At 37.9% G+C, this 26,613-nt stretch carries 14 protein-coding genes; all 14 read right to left on the bottom strand.

The genetic code is table 11. The features are described 5' to 3' along the window. Positions 1-218 precede the first annotated feature (218 nt). The 14 genes from QFZ72_RS12040 to QFZ72_RS11975 all read right to left on the bottom strand — a co-directional run bounded on the left by QFZ72_RS12040 (position 219) and on the right by QFZ72_RS11975 (position 26,590). Entirely contained in the window at positions 219-1,127 is a 909-nt protein-coding gene (locus QFZ72_RS12040; RefSeq protein WP_307439724.1) for a nuclease-related domain-containing protein, read from the bottom strand. A 682-nt stretch (positions 1,128-1,809) separates the two neighbouring features. After that, the gene (gene hxlB / locus QFZ72_RS12035; protein WP_307433549.1) at positions 1,810-2,358 is read right to left on the bottom strand and encodes a 6-phospho-3-hexuloisomerase; all 549 of its coding nucleotides are present in this window, start codon (positions 2,356-2,358) and stop codon (positions 1,810-1,812) included. Beyond that, positions 2,345-2,986 carry a 3-hexulose-6-phosphate synthase gene (gene hxlA / locus QFZ72_RS12030; protein WP_307433546.1) on the bottom strand — a complete coding sequence of 214 codons (642 nt, stop codon included), beginning with the start codon at positions 2,984-2,986 and terminating at the stop codon, positions 2,345-2,347. Before hxlA ends, hxlB begins: the two co-directional genes overlap by 14 nt. A gap of 51 nt (positions 2,987-3,037) precedes the next feature. Continuing rightward, positions 3,038-4,030, bottom strand: coding sequence for a LacI family DNA-binding transcriptional regulator (locus QFZ72_RS12025; protein WP_307433543.1), 993 nt, complete (start codon positions 4,028-4,030; stop codon positions 3,038-3,040). Between the two features lie 95 nt (positions 4,031-4,125). Further along, entirely contained in the window at positions 4,126-4,785 is a 660-nt protein-coding gene (locus QFZ72_RS12020) for a bifunctional 4-hydroxy-2-oxoglutarate aldolase/2-dehydro-3-deoxy-phosphogluconate aldolase (protein ID WP_307433541.1), read from the bottom strand. Between the two features lie 20 nt (positions 4,786-4,805). Further along, positions 4,806-6,092 (bottom strand): MFS transporter, encoded by a 1,287-nt coding sequence (locus tag QFZ72_RS12015; protein ID WP_307433538.1) that lies wholly within the window; start codon positions 6,090-6,092, stop codon positions 4,806-4,808. A 12-nt stretch (positions 6,093-6,104) separates the two neighbouring features. After that, positions 6,105-7,052, bottom strand: a complete 948-nt coding sequence (locus tag QFZ72_RS12010) for a sugar kinase (RefSeq protein ID WP_307433535.1) — start codon at positions 7,050-7,052, stop codon at positions 6,105-6,107. Next, positions 7,040-7,819, bottom strand: a complete 780-nt coding sequence (locus QFZ72_RS12005) for a sugar phosphate isomerase/epimerase family protein (protein ID WP_307433532.1) — start codon at positions 7,817-7,819, stop codon at positions 7,040-7,042. Before QFZ72_RS12005 ends, QFZ72_RS12010 begins: the two co-directional genes overlap by 13 nt. A 153-nt stretch (positions 7,820-7,972) precedes the next feature. Then, on the bottom strand, positions 7,973-8,269 hold the full coding sequence (locus QFZ72_RS12000) for a putative quinol monooxygenase (protein WP_307433529.1): 297 nt from the start codon (positions 8,267-8,269) through the stop codon (positions 7,973-7,975). Between the two features lie 54 nt (positions 8,270-8,323). Next, positions 8,324-8,959, bottom strand: coding sequence for a nitroreductase family protein (locus tag QFZ72_RS11995; RefSeq protein ID WP_307433526.1), 636 nt, complete (start codon positions 8,957-8,959; stop codon positions 8,324-8,326). Positions 8,960-9,005: 46 nt separating this feature from the next. Next, positions 9,006-9,437: a MarR family winged helix-turn-helix transcriptional regulator gene (locus QFZ72_RS11990; protein ID WP_307433524.1), complete on the bottom strand. Its 432-nt coding sequence runs from the start codon at positions 9,435-9,437 to the stop codon at positions 9,006-9,008. Positions 9,438-10,004: 567 nt separating this feature from the next. After that, positions 10,005-10,568, bottom strand: a complete 564-nt coding sequence (locus tag QFZ72_RS11985; RefSeq protein ID WP_307433521.1) for a peptidoglycan-binding domain-containing protein — start codon at positions 10,566-10,568, stop codon at positions 10,005-10,007. Positions 10,569-11,202: 634 nt separating this feature from the next. Continuing rightward, positions 11,203-23,451 carry a non-ribosomal peptide synthetase gene (locus tag QFZ72_RS11980; protein ID WP_307433516.1) on the bottom strand — a complete coding sequence of 4,083 codons (12,249 nt, stop codon included), beginning with the start codon at positions 23,449-23,451 and terminating at the stop codon, positions 11,203-11,205. Next, positions 23,435-26,590, bottom strand: a complete 3,156-nt coding sequence (locus QFZ72_RS11975; RefSeq protein ID WP_307433513.1) for a cyclic peptide export ABC transporter — start codon at positions 26,588-26,590, stop codon at positions 23,435-23,437. Before QFZ72_RS11975 ends, QFZ72_RS11980 begins: the two co-directional genes overlap by 17 nt. Positions 26,591-26,613: the final 23 nt, after the last annotated feature.

The raw sequence follows: 26,613 nt of genomic DNA, 5'->3' as shown, positions 1-26,613 counted from the left end.
GGGTACTCATAAAGTACGATGATCCCCTTTTCTGGCTCAATGCTGAATTTTTGAGTACTCATAGAGTGCGTATGATTTCCAATTCCAGCTCACACCTGGATTTTGCGTAATTATAGTGATTATGAATATCTCGACCCCAATACTGGCTCACTCTCTGAAATCGGAAAAGTATATAAGCCAAAAGAATCGCAAAATAGTGAAATCTGAAATTACGGTATTCAAAGATTTTCAACATAATTAGCTGATTTCCCATGTCCTTCTTTTTTAAAGTTCTTAGAAAGAATTTTCCAAATGAATTTTTTATTTTTTATGATACTGCACCAATCATGTATTTGGTTTGTAGTAATTTTGGATTTTGGAAAAAGCATTCTAAATTCTTCCGTGCTCCGTAAGACAGCGCTTTGGTGCCTCTCTATCCCCTTGCAACAATCGCATATTAGTGCCGTTTTGTTTAACGACCTATAGAATGTATAGCACACTGGACAGAGAATTCCTTTTTCAAGTTGATCATAGCAATAGTTAGGTAGGCGGTAGTATGGAGACTCGGTTAGATGAAGAGATAACAATTTATGAGCTAAGGTAGTATGAACTCCTTTTAGTTTGTTCGATTTTTTCGTTATTTTTTCAGCAAAACGATTTAGCTGTGAAGGTAATATGATTGGGAGATTTAGAGGTGTTTGATAGAGTTGAAATTCGGGGTTGATAAAAATTAGATAAGCTTCAACCTGAAATATAAATTTATGCTCCTGGAGTAATCGCCGTAATAAGGATTCATTTCTTTTTAATTGATGCATGGGATTTTTAATTTCTAATTTTGAAGATAAATACCATTTATCCTCTTCGATAAAAAAATCACCCTCATAATTTTTAACTTCAAAAAGATAAATCGTGTTTGATGAAACATATAAAGAATCGATTTGAAATAAGGAATGGTTCGTTTCGAATAATAAATCATTTAAAATCACCCCCTCACCTGCAAGGTCCTTCATCCATTCGTCAAACTTCTGCTCCCCTTCAAATCCTTTTTTGAGATTGGTATAATGATTTTTATCCTTTGCAGGCAAATCTAAACGGGCATTTAAATACCTCAAAATTCTTAATTCTAATGATTCACAGCGAGGTTTCATGATCAAAGCATTTCTCCTTTCACCTGTCCCTAATGATAAAGCGCCTTAAAAATAACAGCAAATCTCAAAAAATTAATTTTATGTTGCTCTATCTTTGTTGATGAGCGCCACTTTGCCCATAATCAGGAAAATTATTAGACTTGGGTACTTATAGAGGCTGATTTATTCCTCAAAACTTGCCCTATTCCTAGACTTAGATACTCATTGAGCTGGTTAGACTCCTAAAACCGGATTATTCCTAGACTTGGATACTCATTGAGCCGGTTTGATTCCCCAAATCAGGATTATTCCTAGACTTAGATACTTATTGAGCCGGTTTGATTCCTCAATACAGGATTATTCTTAGAATTCGCTACTCATTGAGCCAGTTTGATTCCCCAAAACAGTTTTATGCATAGACTAGGATACTCATTAAGCCGGTTTGATTCCCCAAAACAGGATTATTCCTAGACTTAGCTACTCATTGAGCCGGTTTGATTCCACAAAACAGTTTAACTCCATATCATGTGTACTCATAGAGTGATCCCGCCCATCTAATCAAGACAAATCGGTTTAATGCCCGTTTCCTCTGATTTAATAATCCGCAACTTATGAAGACCTTTGATGAGCGCAGTGCCATGCTTTCATTTTAATGAGAAAAGAGCTTGGGCCAGATTGGACACAAGCTCTTAATTTTATCTTCCTACTCCATATTGCTGTGTTTCTGAAATGCCTGTTCATTGCTGATTTTTTTCTTCTCTGCATATTGCAGGCAAATGCCGTCAAATAGAAGATGGACACATTGATCAAATAAGGATCCCAATGGCTGAATCGTTGGCTGTTCACCTTCTTTTCGATATTTAGTTGCTGCTGGTACATGAAGAATATGGGTGGCAAGTGCAGCGAGCTGCGCTTCTGGATCAGCAGTTACAGCAATAACCATACAGCCGATTGATTTTGCTTTTTCTGCCGTCCAGACAACATTTTTTGTCGTACCGGACCCTGATACAGCTACTAAAATATCATTCTTAGATATACTCGGTGTGATTGTTTCGCCTACAACATAGACTTCTGCTCCCAAATGCATCAGACGCATTGCGAAGGATTTTGCCATCAATCCTGAACGGCCTTCACCGATGACGAAAATACGCTGATCATTTAAAAGCTCGCTGACAATCGGTTCAATCTGCTGGGAGCTGCTTCTTTTAATGACTGTCTTTATTTCAGATAGAATGGTTTCAAGCTGTTCCATGTGATTCCGCCTTCTTTCTCTCAATAATTTCACGTAATGCTTCAGCAGTTTTTTCAGGCTGTGGGGCTTTTGTGATTGCTGATCCAATAATGACGATTTCAGGAAGCGGTCCTGCCATATTTTGAATAGATTCTCCTGTTATACCTCCTGCAATTGCCCAATGCAAAGACGAATCAAAAGTAGCTGAAGCTGTGTTATTCAATCCTGACTTTTCTTGTACATCTTTACTGACATGATCACAAAAAATAGCCTCAGTATAAGGAAAAATAGCTGTTTTTTGTTCTTCTGTTGTGTTTAATAAATCAATCATTGTTTTTTTCTGATGCTTTGCAGCTGTTTTGAGGGACGTTTCAATTGTCTGAAGCGGGCTTACTCCCATGACAGTCGCCATGTCAGCACCAGCTTCAAAGCATAACTGGAATTCATATATAGCATTATCCATGGTTTTCATATCTGCCAATATAAGTTTATCTGGAAAGGCTTCTTTCAATCTGGAGATGCTGACGATTCCGTATTCCTTAATCAGAGAAGTTCCTACTTCTAAGATGTCTATAAATTTTTCAGCCTGACCGGCTATCTTAATGGCCTCATCAATCGATAAACGGTCCAATGCCAGTTGAATTTTCATTCCATCTCCTCCTAAACCGGTTTAGTAATGGCTTAAAAAAAAGAGAATCGCTTACGATGATTCTCTAATTATGAGTTCACAAGGGAAAACATGCTCGTGAACCTCGTTCCATTCTTTGTTAATTTGCTTCAGCAGGATTTCAGCTGCTTTTTGTCCCATTTCATAGCCTGGCTGGTCTATGGTGGTCACTTGTGTTTCAGCTAAATGAGCAAGCGGGATATTATCAAACACAATTAACGCTGCATCTTTCCCAATTTTCATCTGCTTGTCTTTAAAAAATTCAAGGATCTCAATAAAAACTAAATCGTTTCCGGCAAAAAGGGCTGTTGGCGGCTCTTTTAATGCAAAGAGCTTTTCCAATTCATGTTTCATCTGCTCCCGATCTGCATGTATCATATACTCATTGATGAGCGGAATACCCTCTTCACTCAGCGCCTGCTTGTAACCTTTCAGCCTGTCAATCCTTGGACTGATTATCAGCGGCTGCGTAGCGATTGCTATTTTAGTATGGCCGCGGGAAAGTAAATGCCTAATGGATTCTTCCGTTGCATCACGGTTCGCTGCCACTACATAATTGGCTTTTAATCCTTCAACTTTACGGTCCATAAAAACGACAGGATATTCTTCATCTATCAGCTTCTGATACAGGTCCAGGTTTTGCCCTGTCGGAAAAATAATCAGTCCGTCTACTTGCTTCGCATGAAGAACTTCAATATATTTGCGCTCTTTTTCAGGGTTGTCATCGGCATTGCATAATATGGCGTGAATATCATGCTTATGACAATAGTCCTCAATCGAACGGCTGACCTCTGTTGAGAGCCTGTGCATGATGTTTCCGACGATAATGCCGATCATCGATGTTCGTTTCTGCTTTAAGCTTCTTGCCAGGTAGTTGGGCTGATAACCAAGGAATTTGATCGCTTCATCAATTTTTTTCTTGGTATCTTCACCCATATATTCATAGCGTTTATTTATAAATTGAGAGACCGTGCTTTTAGAAACTCCGGCTTCTTTGGCTACATCAGCCATCGTCACTCTTGCCATCTTATCAACTCTTTCCAATCTGTCCGTACCAATCATTTTATCGGATAAACAGACATTAATCCACTCTCCTCTTCATTAACTAAAAACGCAGCCGCTCAAAACCGAGCGGCCATTTGGATTTCTTCTCTTGCCTTCTTTACTTCATTGATAAAATCTGCAGCTTTTTCTTTTATATTAAGAAGAGCTTCTTCCGTTAATGGTTTTTTCGTATTCACAAGGGTACTTCCTACCCCAACCGCAACAGCTCCTGCTTTCATATAATCAGCAGTGTTATGAAGATCAACCCCGCCTGTCGGCATCAGCGGGATATGCGGCAGCGGTCCTGCAATATTTTTTAAATAGGAAGGTCCAAAAGCATCAGCAGGGAAAACTTTAATTAAATCTGCTCCATATTCATAGGCAGTAAGAATTTCCGTCGGTGTAAATGCCCCTGGTACACTAATGACGCCATAGCGTTTAGCCATAGTAATTGTTTCTTTACGTACAGTTGGTGAAAAAATAAATTCTGCTCCTGAAAGTATGGCCATCCGTGCAGTTTCCGGATCGAGGACGGTCCCTGCTCCAACAAGCACTTCGTCTCCAAAGTATGCCGCTGCAGCCTCAATAACAGACGCTGCTCTTGGCGTTTCCATTGTAATTTCAAGGGCAGTGACACCGCCGTCTTTTAAAGCATTGCCAATCGAAATAATGGATTCAGGCGTTGCTCCTCTTATGACAGCTACAACCCCGCGGTTTCTGATTTCAGTTACTCCCATTTTCTCCACTCCCCAGTCTATTATGAAATATTCGTATTAATGTTGGACTGTCTTATATGCTTTACTTTTGCCTGTTTCGTTGCAATAATTGTTAAAATGGCGGACAGCAGCAACGACCCGGCCATAAAGATGTAAGAAGCCGCGAAACCCCCGGTAGAACCGTTCAAATATCCAACGACATAAGATCCGACAAATGATCCGAGCGCACCCATTGAATTGATTAAGGCCATCGCACCGCCAGCCACATTTCGCGGAAGAATCTCTGGAATGATCGCGAAAAACGGTCCATATGGAGCGTACATTGCGCCTCCAGCTATAATAAGCAAGACGAAGCTGACCCAGAAGTGATCCGGTCCAATCAAGTACGATGCATAAAAGGCAATTGCACCGATAAACAGGAACGGCCAGACAAATTCTTTCCGTTTTTGCAGCTTATCTGAAAAATGCGAAGCTGTAAGCATAAGGATGACGGCCAAAACATAAGGGACTGCTGATAGCCAACCCGTTTGAACAATGCTCATATTCGGGGCTGCTTTTATAATAGAAGGAAGCCACATGACGAATCCGTAAAGTCCAACACTCCATAGAGCGTATTGAGCAGCCAGTAAAATAACAACTTTCGATTTGAACGCTTCTCGGTAGTTTTTAACGGGTTTGATCCCTTCCTGTTCTTTTTCAAGGGCAGCCTGAAGGTCGGCTTTTTCTTTTGCGCTCAGCCATTTAGCATCTTTAGGATGATCAAACACAAGCTTCCACCATAAAAAGGCCCAAATAACCGCTGGAAGTCCCTCAATAATAAACATCCATCTCCAGCCATACGCTTCCAATAAATAACCTGAAACGATCGACATCCATAAAACAGTTACCGGATTTCCAAGGATAAGGAATGTATTGGCACGTGAACGTTCTGCTTTAGTGAACCAGTGACTTAAAAAGACAAGCATAGCCGGCATTACAGCACTTTCTACAACTCCTAGCATAAATCTGATGATAAATAAGAAATTAACATTTGAAACCATTCCTGTTGCGGTTGCAAGTGCCCCCCAAGCAATTAACGACCAGAAAATCAGGACTTTGGCACTTTTCTTTTCGGCATAATGAGCTCCGGGAACTTGGAAAAAGAAATAGCCTAAAAAGAAAAGAGATCCAAGCAATGAGGAGATGGCAGGAGTAATCTGGAGATCCTGCGCCATTCCGCCTGCAGCGCCGAACGCATAGTTCGCCCGGTCTAAGTAGGCAAGGCTGTATGTGATAAAAACAACTGGTATTAACCGGATCCATCTTTGTTTTGCCAATGTTTGCTTCATCGTAAGCCCTCCTTAAATAGGTAAATTCATATAATCGATTAGTGTCTGACGATCAGGGTATCCGTCATTGTCTCCAGGGGATTGAACGGCCAAAGAACCAATGGCATTCCCCCTGAGTACAGCTTCTTTGAGCGATAGCTCCTCAATCAGACCGCTGATCAGGCCGACCGCAAATCCATCTCCCGCTCCAACTGTATCAACCACTTTTTCAACTTCAAATGGCTTCACTGTGCCTTCTTCTGAATGGTTTTTATAAAATGCACCTTGTTCGCCAAGCTTGATCACAACAAGACTGACTCCTTTTTCTAAATAAAAGGAGGCTATATCACGCGTGCTGCTGTATCCTGTAAGTAGTTCACCTTCTGATATGCCGGGAAGGACATAGTCAGCTTTAAAAGCAAACTCGTTCACTACTTCAATCATTTCCTGCTGCGAGGCCCATAATGTCGGTCTCAGGTTAGGATCAAAACTGACAGTGCGCCCCGCTTCTTTCATATGAGTTAAAGTTTTTTGGGCAAACGAGCGAGTATGTTTTGAAATAGCGAGAGGGATTCCAGTCATATGAAGATGCCTGGCGCTGCTAAAATAGTCCTTCTGAAAATCATCAGCACTCATAAAGCTTGCAGCTGAGCCTTTGCGGAAATATTGAACCGCAGGATCTCCCTTCAATGCTTTTTCTTTGAGCTGAAATCCCGTTGGATAGCGGTCATCTTTAAAAACATGATCAACATTCACATTCTCTTCTGCAAGCCTTTTCATAATAAAAGTTCCAAAGGCATCAGCTCCAACCTTGCTTGCCCAGCCTGATTTCAGTCCGAGTCTTGCGAGCCCAATCGCAACATTGGTTTCAGCACCAGCGAGCTCCCTTGTAAAGTGCCGGACTTCATCTAACGGTCCTGGATTTTCTGCCATAAACAGTGCCATCGCTTCACCGAACGTGACTACATCTAACTTTTGCATACAGCCTCACCTTTCCTTTTTGATATTTTGGTATTGACCATTTCTATAAACTCTTTCAGACGGCTGACAGGATGAATCGGAAATTCCAGTGCTCTAGGAAGATTTTCCGGCAGCTGTTCTGCCACCTTTCGCCAATCAGCAGTTTCACTGTTTGATAGTTCAGTAGTAACTAATCCCCTGCCGGTTTGAACCACATCCTTTAAATGCAAATAGGATACATAATCTTTCAGCATTTCGAATGCTTCAATCGGTTTTTCATTCGTAAAAAACCAGTTTCCTGTATCGAATGTCATCTTAACTGGAACGCATGCAATAGAAGCGCTTTCAAAAAAGGACCTCAAGGTTTCCACATTCCCCCCATGCAGCGTCTGATCATTTTCAATCAGCAGTTCCAACGAATTAAACTGATCTAAAAATTGATTCATTTTTTCTAAGTCAGATACGCCTTTTATGTAGTGGCCGAGCGATACTTTCACCCATCTCGCACCAAGCAGCAGGGCCTCCTCTTTGATTATCTGAATCTTCTCATCATTAAGAGATCCATCCATTTTCCAGAGTTCAACAGGAGCGGAATAGACAGTAAACAAAGAACCTGCAATCTTTTCCCTCAGCTGTTTCAAGGGTATATCTTGTTCAGAAAATAATTCTCTTCTGATCTCAACGCCGTAAGCTCCCGATGCTTGGATGATGCTAATATACGAAAGCTGCCCATTCTCTAAAACTTCTTTTCTATCAAAAGCATTAAGCGGAATGATTACATGATTCAAAGAAATGCTCCTTTCTTTTTAATAAATCGGTTTAGTAAATCGGTTTATTTGAATTATAATGTTTATGAAAGCGTTTTACAACCCTTTTCAAAAAAAAGAATGAACCTCCGAAGCGGTCCATTCTTTTTTCTTATTTTGTATCTTATCAGTTATTTATTTTTCTAGCGGTTTACCATCAAACATTTTCACTTGAAGCGGAGCTGCCATAAATTGTGGAGCTTTGCTTACAAAATCAGTGAAGTGTGCGGTTGTATTATGAGCTTCCACTGCTTCACTATTTTCCCATACTTCCACCATTGTGTAGGCACAATCTTGTTCTGTATCTTTTAATAAATTATATGTTATATTGCCGCTTTCAGCTCTTGAAGCTTCAATTAAAGTGCGAGTTTCTTGCAGAAAATCATTTTCTTTCTCAGCTTGTACTTGAAGACCTGCATGTATAATAATCATCTTTTTTATTTCCCCATTTCGTTTTTATTAGTCATTCATACGCTTCTAATATAATTACTTCCATTCAGTAATGACATCAATAGGCAGGCGTACAGATTTGTAGCCCTCTTCAGCAGCTTTTCCGATTGACAGCAGCATTACAGGATAGTAACGGCTCTTATCTAAGTCAAAAGCTTCAGCAATTTTATCTTTTTCAAAACCGCCGATTGGGTTCGTGTCATAACCATGTGCACGAGCGACCAGCATCAGCTGCATCGATACTAAACCTGCATCAATCAAATTCATTTCTTTCGTTTGTTCAAATGTCATCGCTTCAATGGAAGCTTTTATTGCAGGCACTTGCTGATCTCTTACTTCTGAAGGCATGTGCCCTTCTTCCACTGCTTTATTATAAATTTCATCCAAGAATAAATCACTTTGCATATCTGCAAAAACAGCGATTACAGCTGAAGAAGTCTTAACTTGTCTTTGATTAAATTTAGCCAGTGGAGCAAGTGTTTCTTTTCCTTCATTCGTGTCAATGACAACAAAACGCCATGGCTGCAAGTTAACAGATGACGGTGCAAGCGCAGCTTCTGTCAACATTCCTGCCATTTCCTCTTTGCTGATTCTCACGCTTGGATCATAGCTGCGAATGGATCGGCGTCCAGTTACAATTTCCTTAAAATCGTTTACTAATGTTTTATTCATGGTTCATTCTCCTTTTATGTCATGTCTTGATGAGTATAGTTTTTTTCTACTGAATCTTCTCTACATTTCCTTGAATACGAGTAAGCATTTTTAAAAGAGAAGAACGTTCTTCTTCTGAAAAGTCCTTTAAAACATTTGAAATAAATCGCTGTTTTTCTTCTTTATAAGCAATCATTTTCATTCGGCCATCTTCAGTCAGCTTCACAAAAGTAACTCGGTTATCAGCAGGATTTTTTCGGCGTGTAACCATTCCTTTTTCTTCGAGCTGCTTTAAATGCCTTGTTACAGCCGCATTATCAATGTTTACTTTCTTTTGCAGGTCAGTCTGGCTGATTTCATCTGCTTCATAAAGCTCATTCAAAAGTTCCAGCCTTGATTGGCTGATCCCTGTACACCGCTCAAACTTAGGCATTGTAAGCTTATTTATTTCAAATAATCGATAGACTATTTTTTCATTCTCATTGCATGAGTAGGACAAATGCACCCTCCTCCTTTTTAAAATTAGTTGATGGGTCAATATTTGACCTATCAACTAATTTACTGGACTTTCTTTTTAAAGTCAAATAAATGAATTTTAGAGCTTGCATATTAAGTGAAAAGTAGAATAAATCAGCAAGTTAAATCCAATTTTCTTTATAAATCTTCTATGTATTTTTGAATTCTAATTGGCTTTTTTCTATAAGTTTTTTACCCCTAATTCCTTTTCAAGGCTATCGGCAAATTCCGCCTATCAATATATACGGATATACATATTGGTGATTTATAATTTTTTTCTTAAAATTATATTTAAGAGATAGATATTTCTTTTATATGGTTTTTGCATAAAAAAAAGAGGTGAAAATCACCTATTTGTGTGTATCTTTCTTTTTTTCTTTATATTTTTTTTAGCAAGGGTTTGGCATTTTTTATTCCAGACTCCTTAATCCTAGACAGGTAACCACATACCATTCTAGATAGATTAATGTTGTCATTACCTGTGATAATTTCCAAAATCAAAGGTTAGTTAGGTAAACCAGAGTTTCATGAAAGCATCTTCACAGTAAGGCTATTCTTCATAATTAAATAGAATGTCCCAGGTTTCCGGCCCAACAATTCCATCTACTTTTAGTCCGAATTTTTTTTGAAACTCCTTCACCTTTTGTTGAGTGTTTGGACCGAAAATACCATCCACTTTAATCGAACCCCCAGCGTCATTAAGACGCGCTTGGATTTTCGTTACATTTATGCCGCGATCCCCAATTTTAACGACATAACCAGGATATGGGAATTCTGTATGATAAAGCGCGGTCCAAGTTGAGGGACCTACTACCCCATCTGCTTTCAAATGTCTGCGCATTTGAAATTCTTTTACCTTTTTAAGCGTTGTTTGACCAAATATGCCATCTACATAAATTGGGACGTTGTTTTTGTTTAGCCGATCTTGTACTTTACGCACATTAGGTCCTCGATCCCCATATTTAATGACATGGCCAGGATATGGGTCGCTTACTGCTTTTATTTCATGGGTCGATTGAGTGGACTTAGATGCCTCAGCAATTGTTAATGGCAGAGTTTGAAATGCAATGATTCCAGCTGCTGACAAACAGAAAAAGGATTTTTTAAAATTCATAATAAATTTCCTCCCTTAAATTAAAAAAATAAATTTAAACAATTTAATTTCTTTATAATTATTCTTGATGCTGTTATCCTTTGCTAACGCTTAAGGACATCTCAATATCTCACTTTTTTAGGGAAATATGACCGATGTCCATCGTTTCCCCCCCCTCTATTACTTGGCGGATAATCTTATTATTTATTTTCAATTGTTTAACGCAGTGAAAAAGGAAAAAGTTTCATAATAATACTAACAATCATTATCCTTTTTGAAAGCTTCCCAATACGCAAATACGGAATTCAACAAAGCAGCGAACATCAAATTTATTAAAATTTATAAAAAATAAGTTTAATAATAGTGGTAATTTAATTTTTTGACTGATGTTAATCGCTCTTAGTATCTATTCTAAATGAACAGAGCGTTGAATTAAGATCACTCCAACATTAACTGTCTATGCGCGCCCTGCATCTTATCGAGTATTTAGCTGAGATGGCTGACTATTGACTCGTAAAATGGCTCCAGGATAGGAAAAAAAATCGTTCCTTTCGGTTAATCAGTCATGGTAATTTAATTTATTGTATAAAAAAAGAGGCCTCCAAAAAGTCATACTTTAGGGACAGCCTCAATGATAACTACTTAGTTATTAGTCTTAGAAATGAAAAGTAACATTTTCAATTTCAGTGTTTTCAACTACTAATCCTTCAATCTTAATCTCTTCTAATTTTATTTCCCTATTGAAACTAACCTTGTCCAGAATAAATAGAAAGTCATTCGCGAATTTTTTAATCGTTTCAATTTTAAACAAATTACTTGCAAATTCAAGTTCGAAAGAAATGTCTTCTTTCCCGTTTTCCACAAATAGCGATAGATCAAATTTAGAAATTTTATTTCTATATTTAATAGGAGTCAATTTTATGTTTCCAATGGTATTCTCATTGACTTGAACATCTTGAAGAGCAAGCATTGTAGAAAATATAGGGTTTCTTCCTGGCTCTCTCTTTATTTTCAATTTATCTAAGAGCATATCAAACTGATAATCCTGATTATCATACGCTTTAAGCAACTGCTCTTTAACCTCCGTTAAGAACGTTGCGAAAGATTTATTCCCATTAGGGAAACTTCTTATTGCAATAGTATTGGCAAACATGCCGATGGTATTTTTTAAATCAGAATGTGTTCGTCCTAAAATAGGCAAACCTACAATAATATCTTGCTGTGAGGAATATTTGGCTAAAAGAATACTAAAAGTTGCCGATAAAACCATAAAAAGTGTCGTATCTGTTTCCAAACACAGCTTATCTAAGCGTTGCTTTAAGTCCTTTCCTCCTTCAAAAATAAAACGATCTCCTTCAAAGCTTTGCATGAGTGGTCTAGGGAAATTCGTTGGCATATTCAATACTGGAAGATCTCCTGAAAGTATATCTAACCAATACTCTTCCTGCTTTTTTGCAGCACTAGTTTTCAAAAACTCGTTCTGCCACCCAGCAAAATCTTTATATTGGATACGATTCTTCTGTAACTGCTGTCCTTGATACAACTTTGATAACTCGTTTAACATAATACTGACTGAATACCCATCTGAAATCAAATGATGCATATCCGTCAGCAGTACATGTTTATCACTACGTAAACGAATGACCATAATTCTGGCCAAAGGTGCTTTGCTTAAGTCAAAAGGCGTTATAAATTTATCAATTAAATTAATAAATTCAGCAGCAGGTTCTCCCTTTGAATTAGGAAATAAGTCTCCGTCTAGAACAGAATATTTGATTTCAACTTCCGCATTCTCTTGAATTCGTTGTTTGGGTTCACCTTCGACTACTTCAAAAGAAGTACGCAATGCCTCATGCATCTTTACAATTTTACAAAAAGCTTTTTCTAGTTTATCCAGATCGATTTCGCCCTCTAATAAAGTTGCTCTCGGCATATTGTAACTTGTACCAATCCCCTCCATCTGATGCAGTGTATACAACCTTTTCTGCGCTGATGAAAGTTCATAGTATTCATTGTTTTCTAACGGTTGAAGCGATGAATATATATTTTCTGATGCTTTCTTTACATACATGCTCATCTCTCTAACTGTTGGTGCTTTGAATGATTCTCGCAACGGGATATTTACATTAAATTGCTTATGAATCTCCGCCGTTAATAGCATTACTTTCAATGAGTTTCCGCCCAGTTCAAAAAATGAGTCATTCATGCCAATTTTTTCAACATCAAGGACTTGTTCCCATATTTCTGAAATCTTTTGTTCAACTGAATCTCCAGGAGTTTCGTATTCAACTCTCATTAATGACTCATCCGCAATTTCTGGAAGGGCTTTAACATTTAGTTTTCCGTTAGGGGCCAATGGAATTTTATCCAATTTGATAAAGCTGGACGGCATCATGTAGTAAGGGATTTTACTAGAAAGATACTCTCTTATTCCCGATCCATTCTCACCCACTTTTAACACAATATAGGCACAAAGAACATTGTTACCCTCTTTATCTTCTTTGGCTGCTACAACTGCATCCACTACCGAATCATGCTGTAGGAGTACCGTTGTCACTTCTTCCAGCTCCACTCGATAGCCTCGAATTTTCAACTGATTATCCATTCTTCCGAGGAAAATAACTTCTCCATCACATGTGAATCTGCCTAAGTCCCCAGTTTTATACAGTTTGATTTTTTCATGGTCAAGAAATGAACCTTCAATAAACTTGTTGGTATTCAGTTCAGTTTGATTCAGATATCCTTCTGTCAATCCTACTCCGGCAATACATATTTCTCCGGTTACTCCGATTGGCACAGGTTTCTGATGCTTATCAAGGATGAATATTTTTACGTTATCGATCGGTTTTCCAATGACCGTTCCCTGAGATAATGGATTAAGTTTGGCAAAATCGACCTTTTGGGCTATAGAGCCGATAGTAGTTTCCGTTGGCCCATAATGATTCATTACTTCAGTATTAGGGTACAAACTGTTAAATTTCTCGATATCAACAGCTTTCATTTCTTCTCCACCCAAGACCACCAGCCTTAATACCATACGGTTTTGGTCTTTCTCAATCATACTGTTGTTCACTAGGTGGGTGAATAGTGAAGGAGTCAGTTTTATAAAACTTATCTTCTGATCTTTTAAATACATTAGAAGAGATTCTGGAACTGTAAAACATTTCTTTGGAGCTAAGTGCAGTTCACACCCATTCAATAATGCCGTATACAAACTAGTGTATCCTAAATCAAATGCGAAGGAAGATAACAGCATTGTTTTATCGCTATAAGTTATATTCGCTTCTCGTGTAAACCATGAAATGTAATTGACCAAGCTTTGATTTTTGATTGGTACTCCTTTCGGAGTGCCAGTAGTGCCAGAAGTATAGATGATGTATATTGGGTCATCAAATGTACTAATTTCTAATGGGTTTGAAGTATCTTCAGAAAGTAATTCTTTATTTTCCAATTCCATAACCTCACAAGCATAATCATTGGAGGTTAACAAATGAGACTGAATCAAAAGAGCAATGGAACCACTGGATTCAAGCATAAAATTTATACGTTTATCTGGAAACTCGGGATCAATGGGCAGATAAGTTGCTCCACTTTTAATAATCCCCCATAGTCCAACAACCATTTCAATAGAAGGCTCCGCCAAAAGACCAATCACAGTATTCGGTCTTGCGCCCTTCTTGATCAAGTACTTAGCCAGTTGATTCGCTTTCTCGTTTAATTCCTTATAAGTTAGCTTCCTGTGACCAAACACTACTGCAGTACGATAAGGGTGTTTTACAACCTGTTCTTCAAATATACTTTTGATGGTTTTTTCTTTTGGGAACAGGGTACCGGCTTCATTAAAATCCATTATTATCTTTTTTTCTTCTGTTGTTACTAGGTCAATCTCCCCGATTGAAATAGTGATGTCATCTGCGATAATCTCGATAATTTTAACAAAGTGTTTAGCCATTCGTTCAATTGTATCTCTGCGAAACAATCCAGTACTGTATTCAAAAACAAAGTGAAGTTTACCATTCTGTTCGGTTACTTTTAGCTCCAAGTCAAATTTAGTCGTTCGATTGGTATATTCATATGGTGTGATCTCAAAATCATCAATATGGGCCTTTGCCCCATCAACGTTTTCAAATGCAAACATGACATCAAACAAGGGATGACGGTTTAAACTCTTTCGTAATTGCAGCTTATCAACTAGCATCTCAAATGAGTATTCTTGATGTTCAAGAGCTTGAATTGTTTGATTGGCTACTTCTTTCACAAAGTTTTCAAGCGTCATTTCGGAATCGGGATAATTTCTAAGAGCAAGTGTATTTACAAACATACCCACCATATTTTCAAGTTCAGAATGCAGTCTTCCAGCTACTGGAGTTCCAACTACTATATCTTCCTGTCCGCTATATTTAGACAGCAAAACGTTGAATGCAGAGAGTAATAGCGAGTACAGAGTAACCCCTTTTTCGATTGAGATTTGGTTTAATTTAGATGTTAAACTACCCTCTAAATTAAATTGCATACCATCACCTTCAAACAGCGGTTCATCCAATCTGCGATAATCGGTTGGTAGATTTAACAGTGGGATTTCCTCTGAAAATATTTTAAGCCAGTATTCCTCCTGAGACTTTAATAAACCAGATTCTATCGCGCGGTTCTGCCAGCCTGAAAAATCTTTATATTGGATTCTTACATTCGGCAAGGTATTTCCTTGATATAGACAAACAAACTCTCTGATCAAAACCCCTATCGATAAACCATCGGATATAATATGATGCATATCATAAACAAGTAAGTATTTTGATGGTGACATTTCTACAATTGCCGCTCTGAACAAGGGACCTCGCTCTAAATCAAATGGTTGAATAAAACCTTCGACAACACTGTCCAGATTGTATTCATTCGCATACAGATGTTCCATGTTCCACTCCAAGTTCTCATGGACTTTTTGAATAATGTGCCCATTCGCCTGTGCAAATGATGTTCGTAAACTTTCATGCCGAATGATTAAAGCTTGAAATGCCCTTTCCAGCTGTAACACATTGACTTTGCCATCAAGAAATACAGCTCCAGAAATATTATAGTTGGTACTAGCACCGCTCAAGTAGCTGACGATATACATTCTCTTCTGTGCAGCGGAAACCTTATAGAAATCCTGCTGCTCTACTGGAGAAATAGTTTGATAGGTTTCTTTCTTCTCCATCGTTTCTTCAATAAGTAAAGCCAACTCTTTGATGGTAGGAGACTCAAACACTTTCCCAAGTGGAATCTCTACTTCAAATACCCTGTGAATTTCTGAAACAAGCGTAATCGCTTTTAATGATTGACCTCCGATTTCAAAGAAATGATGATTGATACCCACACCATCAGTTCCCAGTACTTTTTCCCATATACGTACGAGTTTTTGTTGTATTTCATTGTAAGGTCTTTCATATCCGCCATCTATATCCACTTTGATTATCGTATTAGTAAGCGACTTTCTATCAATTTTCCCATTTGGACTCATTGGCAGTTTTTCCAGCTGTATGAAAAAGGAAGGGATCATATACTCTGGGATATTATTTCGTAAAAACTTCCTAATACTTGATAAATCATTTGTCATATGTGTGGCTGGGACGTAGAATGCAACAAGGTACTTCTCATTCGTCTCACCATTCTTCACTACAACTACAGAATCTTTTATGTTATCGCAATGGTTTAAAACAACTTCAATTTCACCAATGTCAATTCGATGACCTCGAATTTTTGTTTGGTCGTCCTTTCGTCCTAACACCTCTATGTTTCCATCACGAAGAAATCTGCCCAGATCCCCGGTCTTATAAAGCCTGTTTCCGTAATCTTGGTAATAAGGATCTTGAATAAACTTGTCCTTTGTCATCTCAGGATTTTTCAGATAACCTCTTGCCAAAGGCAGACCACCAATAAATATTTCTCCTTTTACACCAATGGGCAGTGGCTGCATGCTTTCATCAAGGATATAAACACGTCTATTTGCAAGTGGCCTTCCAACCGGGATATACCTCAAATTGGCACTCTTAGTTCCATTACCAGATACTCTATACAAAGTGCTTGTCATTGCTGTTTCAGCAGGTCCATAAGCATTTAATAGAATTACGTGGTCTAAAGATAAGCTTTCCCATATTCCCACTTTTTCCGCTGACATTTGTTCCCCACCGACTATAACAAGTCTGAGCTTACTATCTGGGATCATTTCAGGACTTATATGCCATTCTTGTATAACTTCGCCCCAATAAGAAGTAGGAAGATTCACAACCGATAGCCCGAGTTCCACACACTTTCGAGAAAACTCGTGAGGAGTCCATATATTCTTATCACGCAGAACGAGAGAACTTCCCGCAGCAAGCGTCGTAAAAATCTGCTCAAGCGAAATATCAAAACTTATTGAAGAAAACTGAAGAACCCGATCCTCTGGTGTAAGCTCATAGCGTTTAACAATATCAATGGAGTGGCTTACAACGGCTTCATGCGGCATCATTACACCTTTTGGTCTGCCAGATGAACCCGAAGTGTAGATGATATATGCCAAATTATTAGGTTCAACCCGAGAATTTGGGTGGTCTTCAGGCTCTTTAAGCAATGAATCCCATTCCGCATCAAGGCAAATAGTGTGATATTCATAGCTTCGTATCTTTGGTCCGAGATTGGTTTGGGTAAGCAGCACAGGTACTTGAGCATCATTCAACATCATATTTACCCTATCGCCAGGATAGTCAGCGTCAATGGGCAGGAAAGCTCCTCCAGCTTTTAGAATACCTAGAATCCCTACAACCATTTTGATTGAACGTTCGACGTACAACCCAACAGGCACCTCAGGCCCAACCCCCAGCTTTATGAGTCTATGAGCTAATTTGTTTGAGAGTATATCCAACTCTTTGTAGGATAAACTTTCATCATTCTGTATAATTGCAGGCTGGTTTAACCGTGATTTCACTTGGGCTGTAAATAAATCTTGAAAACACTTTTCTTTAGGATAATCCATCGATGCAGGATGGCTGTCAATTAAAATATGTTTAAGCTCTTTCTCCGATAACATCGAAATTTCACCTAGTTGACTATCTTCACTTACGATCATATCCCATAGGATGTTAATTAAATGTGCAAGTATCTGATTTGCTTCCGTTTCATCTAAAAAGTGACTATCAAACAGAAGCTTGAAATGGAGTTCGGGTTGTAAGTTACAATAGACAACCAAAGGGTAATCCAATTGTTCCTCTACACGTATTGATTTTACGTGCAGAGAACCAATTCCATCTTTTAGAGCAGCGTCAAAAGGATAGTTTTCAACTATTACAATACTTTCATACAGATCATATAAGGCAGAATTCCTTGGTACATCACTCCAACTTCGTATATCGGCTAAAGAAGTATACTCATATTGACGCATTTCAGCTTGTTTCAATTGCAAATCCTTAAGCCATGGTATCAAATCTATGTTCGATTTTACTTTTACTCTGAAAGGGAGGGTATTCATAAAGCATCCGATCATAGCATCAGAATTTTTCAAATCAGCTGGGCGACCAGATGAGGTAACACCAAAAGTAATATCTTTTTCTTCAGAGTAGCGATTTAAAAGAATAGCCCATGCTCCCTGAACCAAGGTGTTTAGTGTGATCCGGTGCTTCCTAGCAAAGTTTTGGATCTGCTGCTTTTTCTCTTGTGTCACTTCATATACAACATCTCCAAAAGCGGATAACTCATCTGAATCTGCTTTAACAGGGAAAATGTTATCAAATCGTATGGGCGTTTTGAATCCTTTTAACGCTTTTCTCCAAAATTGTTCCGCTTTCTTCCTATCTTGTCTACGTAACCATTTGATATAATCCTTAAATGGAAGTGCATTTCCCATTTCTATTTTTTCACCAGCACAATAGGCTTTATAAAACTCTCCGATCTCCTTAAGGAGTATACTATTACACCAACCATCCAGCTGAAGATGATGATGTGTCCATATCACGTCATAGACAGAATCGCCCCTTTTAACTACCATAATTCTCATTAGCGGCGGTTTAGTAAGATCAAATCCCCTCTTACGATCATCCTTTATCAATCGTTCTAATTTCTGAAGTCCCTCAAATTCCGAAAGATTCGTCCAATCCAAGACTTGAAAAGGAACTTTTATATTTTTATGAACAATCTGAACAGGATCTTTCAGTCCCTCCTCCCAGTGGTATGAAGCCCTCAAGCTTTCATGCCGATCTAGGATCGTTTGCCATACCCTTTCAAATACCTCGATATCTAAGTTTGATTCTATCGAGAATACGGTTTGCTCTACCGTTACTGATGAATCAGGTGAGTAGATATGATGGAAAATCATGCTTTGTTGTACAGGTGAAAGTGTATAAATATCTTCTACGGTTTTATATTTCTTACCCCATTCGTCAAGCTTCTTTTGATCGATAGAAGCAAGCGGGAAATCAGATGGAGTAAAATATATATTTTCATTCGTCTGGCAATACTGGATTATATGTTTCAGATTATGAACAAAGTCGTTTGCCAATTGTTCAATTGTTTCAGGCAAATGTTTATTAGAACTATATTTCCATTCAATATATAACTTTTTATCAACAATCATACAATCGATTTCAAGTAAATGGCTCCTTATTCCACTCAAGTCGCGGCCAGGTCCCGTATTCACCTCAGAGATCTTAAATAACTGATGTTTCTTAAGTACTTGTTCAAACTGGCCTAAGTAGTTAAAGCTTACTTGTGCCCTTGTCTTAGATGCAATTTGTTCTCGTATACTCTCTTCTGCCAAGTAGTATAAAATCTCATACCCAATTCCACCTTTAGGTATACCACGATACCGTTCTTTCACTTGTTTCAATACATCTTCCACATGTTTCACAGGTTCAATATCTCCTAAGATCATCGGATATACGCAGGTAAACCAACCTACGGTTCGAGAAATATCATGCTCTTTTAATAATGGGTGTCTCCCATGTCCTTCTAGATCGACTAGGGTTGTCCCGCTCCATTTTGCTAAAGAACTAGAAAGCGCGGAAAGTAGAATGTCATCGATTCTTGTCTTGAATGATTGGTGAATATCACGCAATAAAAAATCTGTCTCATCCTTCGTCAACATAAGAGAGAATGTACGAGCCGACTCTTCCGTATTTAACCCACCTTCTATATCAACAGGTATAGGTTTGGAGGCAGGTGGCGTATTCATCTGCCAATAGGCGAGTTCACTTTTTAGCTGATCCGAATCTGCATACTCGTAAAGATACTCAGACCACTTCTTAAATGAAAGGCTTTTCAATGGGAGTTGAACAGTGTCGCTATTTTCAAGCTGTTCATAAATAGCTTGTAGATCATCTATTATGACCCGCCATGAATATCCATCTACTACAAGATGATGTGCTGTTACAAACATCCTTCCTTTTTCCTGATCTCCAAAGTCAAAATATGCTGCTCGGATTAACGGTCCATCCGTGATATTCAACCCATACTGCAGTTTTGAGAAGATTTCTTGCATTTGATCATCTCGATGGTCAAAACTATATACATCAAATAATACATGCTCGTTAGCTTCTGAATATACTTGCACCCACTCTCCGTCTCTTTGGTAATACCGGAGTCTGAAGCTATCGTGATAGCTTGTCAGGATGTGAAAACTTTGACTTAACAGTGCAGGATTTATACCGGGCTGCGTTTCCAGCAGGATTGATTGGTTCCACTGATGATAGTTTTCCAAGTCTTGTTCAAAGAACCACTTTTGAATCGGTGTAAGGAGCACTTCTCCTGTCTCTGGCGTTTTAGTCCCTTCTTCACGCTTATTCTCTTTGCCGTCCACAACACCTGCTGCGAGCTCCGCTATGGTCTGATGCTGAAACATCTGACTTACAGTAATCTCTATATCCTTTTGCAGCGCTTTACCTACTATTTGGATACTTAGAATTGAATCTCCGCCGAGCTCGAAGAAGTTATCTTCAATACTGATTGTTTCTTGTTCAATGCCCAATACAGAAGACCAAACATCTAGCAGATCTTCCTCAATCTTATTAGTAGGAGCAACATACTTTTTGTTTGTTTGGATTTTCGGTGCCGGCAGCTTCTTTCGATCAAGCTTGCCTATCGATGTTAATGGTAGTTTTTCTAGTTGGATGTAATAGGAGGGAACCATATAATCTGGCAATTCTTCAGATAAATATTCTCTTAGACTTTTCGAATCGATCTGGGCATTTGAAACAATATATGCACAAAGCACTTTTTTGCCCTTATCATTTTCCCAATCAATTACTGCTGCATCTTGAATGTGAAAATGTTTTAATAACAGATTATGAATTTCTGCAACTTCAATCCGGTATCCTCTGATTTTGATCTGGTGATCCGATCTCCCAAGAAACTCAATTTCTCCATTTTGATTCCATCTCCCTAAGTCACCTGTTTTATACATCCGCTCATTGGGTATAAAAGGATCATTCATGAATTTGTCATTTGTAGATTCGGGCAGATTCAAATATCCTCTGGCCACTCCGGCTCCCGCGATATACAGCTCGCCAGGAATACCAATTGGGCTAAGGTTTTGGTCTTTATCCAAGATGTAGCATCTCACATTTGAAATTGGTTTCCCTAAAGATACATTTTCTTCAGAACACTTTATGCTTAAGGCATCGACTGTTGTTTCTGCCGGTCCATAATTGTTATACAGTTCATAACCTCTATAAATCAGTTCATCTTTCAATGATTCTTCCAGTCTTTCACCACCGGAGATGACTGTGCGTAAACTCTTCAAGTTTCGATTTGTACATAATAATTCTTTTAAAACAGTTGGTATAAAATTAATAATATCGATTTGATGTTGGTCAACATAATCACAGAAGCTCTCACTGTTTAATATTAAATTCTTTTCGGCTATATGTAATGTCGCTCCGTATAGAAGTGTCCCAAAAAAATCTTCAATGCTCGGATCAAATACATAATTTGTTAATAGTAATAGCTTCCTATTTTCCGTCATATTAAAAGTATTTCCAAACCACTGAATAAGATTAACCACACTTTGATTCTCTATCATTACACCTTTAGGTTTTCCTGATGTGCCTGAAGTGTAAAAAACGGCAAATAAGTCAGCAGGACTGGGATTCACTCTTGGACTTAGCGTCTCACCTGAAAATAGACTGGTATCATCCAACAAAAGAATACAATCTTTATGAAATTCCTCGATCAGGTAGTTGTTTTTGTTCATTAAATTTTCATCAGTCAGTATGAACCTGGTTCCACTATCCTGTACCATAAATCTTTTCCGCGGTTCAGGATATTCCGGATCAACAGGTAAATATGCGGCTCCCGCTTTTAAAACAGCAATGATTCCCACAATCATTTCAATGGACGGTTCTGTCATTATGCCAACAATTTCACCTTTTTGTACTCCTTTCCTAAAGAGCACATTTGCCAGGCTGCTGGACATCTCTTCTAGCTCTTTATAAGTAACAGCTCTCTCTTTATATATCACTGCAATATTTTCCTGTGTTTTCATCACTTGATGTTCAAATAATTGGCTAATCGTGTACTCATTTGAATATGTTGTCCGGGTATTATTGAAATCCGAGAGGATTTGCTTTTTCTCTTCGGCAGGTATAATTTCGATTTGTTCTATCTTTTTATCAGGGTTTTTTATTACGTCATCTGTGATTAAAGTAAAGTGTTGTGCCAACCGCTTAATTGTAGATGAGTCATATAATTGTTCATTGTAGCTGAAACATACTTCAACATCATTTAACACACTTATGCTGATAGATAAGCCATAATTCGTCATTTCAGTTGCGGAGTAGGAGTTGAAAGCAATATCACTTTTTTTGTTTAAAACTGATTGATCTAGAGGATAGTTTTCAAAAACGACGATTGTGTCAAAGAGATCCGTTTTCTCATCCAACTCACCATGTCTTTTAATATCCGGTAAAGAAGTAGTTCCATACAATTCCCAGTTCTGTAATGCGCTGTTTACCGCTTTGATAAGTTCTATAGATGTTTCCCCAGAAGATCTTCTTATTCTTAATGGAATTGTATTGATAAATAATCCAACCATTTCTTCAATTCCATTAAAGACTCCTGCTCTGCCGGAAACAGTTGAGCCAAAAACAATATCATTACTATTAGTGTTCTTTTGTAGTACTATCCCCCACAAGCTATAGATAAGTGCGGCAAGGGTAATTTCATTTTTTGTTGTGAATCCTTGCAGTTCATTCTTAGAGAATCGAATCCGATAATGACGATCGTTTCGAATCGATTGATCTTTTCTCTTTTTCGACTCCAGCCTTGGTTGTGGGTCAAACCCCTTTAAATAACCTTGCCAGAATATTTTTTGCTGCTCTTTATCCTGATTTTGGATATGTTTAATAAAATCCTTATATTTCTTCTTGATAGGAAGATTGTATTTTTCTGAATTACTGAAGCATTGGTAAGCTTTTAAAAACTCTTTCAAAATGATCCCATTACTCCAGCCATCATATAAAATGTGATGATTACTGATAATCATTTCATATTTTTCTTCCGCTAATTTGCACAAGGTGATCCTGAATGGTACATCTCGAAGATCGATTTTTTTTTCTCGATCCTTGATTATTATTTCCTCAAGAAGGGCACTTTTTTCTGTGTCATCCTTATGGTGTAGATCGATTATTTCTATATAGGGCTTATGCTCTTTCAACACGATCTGAACGGGAGCTTTTAATTTTTCCCACCGAAACAATGTACGCAGCTGCTCATTTGTTTGGATAACGGATTCCCATGCTTTCATAAAGAATGACTCGTTTACGGCTCCTGAAATCTCTAGGCATATCTGTTCGAAGTACACATCGCTATGCGGATCTTTTAAATAATGGAACAAAATCCCCTCCTGTATTGGTGTCAGGCTAAGAATGTCTTCCACATTTTGTTTATCCAATTTTGCCATCAGTAAGCTCCTCCTTTAGATGATCATGTTGCGCTTCATCCACAACCTTTCCACTTTCCATCTTGATTACCTTATCTGCAAGATGGAAGTACCTGTCGTCATGAGTAATAGCAATGACACATTTTCCTTTGGCCTTTAAATCAGGCAATAGCTCCATATAGAAAAAATATCTAAATTCGGGATCCTGATCAGCTGCCCATTCATCAAATAGATAAATAGGTTTGTCTTCCAAATAAGAGATTAACAAGGCTAACCTTTTCCGCTGACCCGTAGAAAGTTTCGTTGTACTAAATTCCCCATTCTGAATTTGTATTTTTTCATCGATACGCAGTATTCTTAAATACTTTTTTATTTCTTCTTGTTTCGAGCTACAATCAATTCCATAGACTTTTGTAAACAAGTAGTAATCACTAAATATCGCCGAATATAGTTCCTTTAACTCTTTTTGGCTTATTTTTTGATTGTTGACGAATATGTCCCCGCTCTTGTTGGTATACAGACCAGTAATCAGTTTTGCAAGAGTTGATTTGCCGCTTCCATTCCCGCCTGTTATGAAAACAATCTCGCCTGATTTGAATTGGAGGTCAATTGGTCCTACCCGGAAAGATTCTCCATTCTCACTATCATATTGATATTCTAAATTTTCGAACTCTATTTTCAGTCTTCCAGGAGTTTTCAAAATACTGGTTGCTTCTTTTTTATCAGCTTCATCCGCATTTAGATTCTCAGAAAGACCTTTTATCCGCTTCCAGCTGATTTTCATCTGAATAGCGTTTGGAATTGCATTAAGTATGCTATGAATAGGACCAGTCATATAAAGAAAAACAAATACATAACTCCTTAAGAACTCGCTTTGTACCTCTTTAAACAGAATGGGAAAAAGGAATGTGACGGCCCCGATCACCATAACAAACAGCAATTCACCAATAATAAAGACATTTGCAAATTTAAGGCCGCCCTTAATCCGTTTGTCCTTATACTCACCACAGCTTTCTTTCATGTCCTCTCTAAACTCTTCTCTTTTTGACTTTCCGATACTCAATTCTTTATAACCACCAATGAGGTCGTTGATATATCTAAAAAAGGTGTTTTGAATATTCCGTGTTTGTTCCCAAAGATTATTGGCTGATCTTCCGGCTACATAATACATGCCTGCTGCAACAAGAATGACCGCAATTGAAATAAGAAGTCCAAACACATTAATTACTCCCAGATAAACCAAGCAACACAAGAGTGTGATTGAATCGGTCAGACCAGTGATAATTGTAGGAGCATGGTTACTGATTGCTTCTGTGTCATTATTTAATATGGTCTGAATTTTTTCTGACTCCATCCGTTCGATTTTCTCATATGGGTTATTTAAGATTTTGTCTAATAGAATAAGCCTTTGTTCATAAATCAGATTATTTGTAAGAGTGATTAACTGTGTTCGAACCAGCTTTTGTGCAAGTACATAAATAATGATTCCCAGCACAAAATATAAAAAGAGACTATTGTTTGAATCGTTGCTACTATTTAAAGCTTCATTGATGATAAATATGATCATCGCATTTCCAAAACCACTAGTTACGCTCAACACAAAGAGCGGGAATAAATTCTTATTTTTATATAACGGAAAGATGGTTATAAGCGACAAGTAAATTGAAAACAATACAATTCCAATTAGAGTAGCCCAAGCCGCCAAACTCATGCTGTTAGGTGCCCATACGTTTACAAAATCCCAAGTAAGCCCTGTAAAAAATACAGATGGAACTTTAAAAAGAGAATACCCGGCAAACAAAGAAAACACGACCATAATAAATGGAACTCCAATGCGTTTAACTCTATTTTCTTCCAGATTCCTCTTTTTCTGATACACCTGAATGATTATTTGAAAAATAAAATATAGGGTAAGGCACGAAAAAGGAATCATAAACAAAAGTAAGGTAAAAGAAAAAGCATCAATGCTCTTATACATATCTTTTGTATTATTTACTAATTCCTTCTCTGTGAGAATATCGATGATTCCTTGGCCAATGTTTTGAGTATAAGAGGAGTTCATGTTGGCCATGACTGCAACACCTATCTTTTCCTGAGGACGAAATACAATAAAAGACGAAAAATTAGGATTGCTTCCAGCATGGGAGATCTCGCCGGAACCGTTTTGGTATACTTCCCAACCTCCTGCATAGGATGAGCCATCCGCAGAAGGTGGAACCGAGCGGTTAGGTATATGCGTCTTTTGAATCGCCTTTTGCTGGCCATCGCTTAACATATGCGTCCCAAACTGTATACGAAGCCACTTTTCCATGTCTTCTGCATTTGAAATAAAATAACCTGCTGGTGTATTCCCGCGATAAATAGGTGCATTGAACTCTTTAGGCCTTAAAAAATTAATTTTGTAACCCTTAGACATTTCATATTTGGCAGCCTTTTCTCTGAACAAATAGGTATTATCCATTTCAAATGGGAGTAATATGTTATTTTCAATGTATTTCTCAAATGATTGGTTCGTTACTTTTTGTATAACCAAACCTAGAATGTCATAGTTAATGCTTGCGTAAGTAAATTGCTCTCCTGGGTAAGTCTCCAATTTTTTATTTATCAGATCTCTAACGGTGTTTTCCAGGGCATCACCGTCATTTGCGACTGGTATGTCTCCAATCGTTTGAAACGGAATTCCACTCGTATGATATAAAAGCTGTTCAAGTGTTATTTCAACATTCTTATTGAGCTGCTGACCTTTATACTCACCCACAAATTTCATTTGAAACCAAGGCAAATACTTTTTGACTGGTTCTTTCAAATCTATTAAGTTTTTTTCGACAAGCGTATAGATCGCTAAAGCTGTAAATGACTTACTATTCGAGCCAATTTCATATAAAGTTTGATCGGTTGCTGGTTGTTTTGTTTTTATGTCGGAATACCCAAAACCTTTTTTATATACAGCTTGGTCACCTTTAACTACTACCACTGACATCCCTGGAATTTTGCCTTCCTTCATTTGCTTTTTAATGAATGAGTCAAGCTTTTTTCCATAGTCATCGGATAAACCGGCAGATACTCTATCATTCTCTGCATTTCCTATCTGTATTCCAGCAGTCATTTGCAATTGCAATAAGACTACAAGGGCAATCAAAACGATTTTTATTCTAATCATGACTGAATCATTCCTCCCCTGCC

It is taken from the genome of Bacillus sp. V2I10, from assembly GCF_030817055.1.
GTDB lineage: Bacteria > Bacillota > Bacilli > Bacillales > Bacillaceae > Bacillus_P.
The sequence above is the reverse complement of the archived record's forward strand: the minus strand, read 5'-3'. Positions and strand labels throughout refer to the sequence as shown.

Excerpts from the sequence above, each read along its gene's own strand:
- QFZ72_RS12040 (WP_307439724.1), bottom strand. The coding sequence starts at position 1,127 with ATGAAACCTCGCTGTGAATCATTAGAATTAAGAATTTTGAGGTATTTA.
- hxlB (WP_307433549.1), bottom strand. The coding sequence starts at position 2,358 with ATGGAACAGCTTGAAACCATTCTATCTGAAATAAAGACAGTCATTAAA.
- hxlA (WP_307433546.1), bottom strand. The coding sequence starts at position 2,986 with ATGAAAATTCAACTGGCATTGGACCGTTTATCGATTGATGAGGCCATT.
- QFZ72_RS12025 (WP_307433543.1), bottom strand. The coding sequence starts at position 4,030 with ATGGCAAGAGTGACGATGGCTGATGTAGCCAAAGAAGCCGGAGTTTCT.
- QFZ72_RS12020 (WP_307433541.1), bottom strand. The coding sequence starts at position 4,785 with ATGGGAGTAACTGAAATCAGAAACCGCGGGGTTGTAGCTGTCATAAGA.
- QFZ72_RS12015 (WP_307433538.1), bottom strand. The coding sequence starts at position 6,092 with ATGAAGCAAACATTGGCAAAACAAAGATGGATCCGGTTAATACCAGTT.
- QFZ72_RS12010 (WP_307433535.1), bottom strand. The coding sequence starts at position 7,052 with ATGCAAAAGTTAGATGTAGTCACGTTCGGTGAAGCGATGGCACTGTTT.
- QFZ72_RS12000 (WP_307433529.1), bottom strand. The coding sequence starts at position 8,269 with ATGATTATTATACATGCAGGTCTTCAAGTACAAGCTGAGAAAGAAAAT.
- QFZ72_RS11995 (WP_307433526.1), bottom strand. The coding sequence starts at position 8,959 with ATGAATAAAACATTAGTAAACGATTTTAAGGAAATTGTAACTGGACGC.
- QFZ72_RS11985 (WP_307433521.1), bottom strand. The coding sequence starts at position 10,568 with ATGAATTTTAAAAAATCCTTTTTCTGTTTGTCAGCAGCTGGAATCATT.
- QFZ72_RS11980 (WP_307433516.1), bottom strand. The coding sequence starts at position 23,451 with ATGGCAAAATTGGATAAACAAAATGTGGAAGACATTCTTAGCCTGACA.
- QFZ72_RS11975 (WP_307433513.1), bottom strand. The coding sequence starts at position 26,590 with ATGATTAGAATAAAAATCGTTTTGATTGCCCTTGTAGTCTTATTGCAA.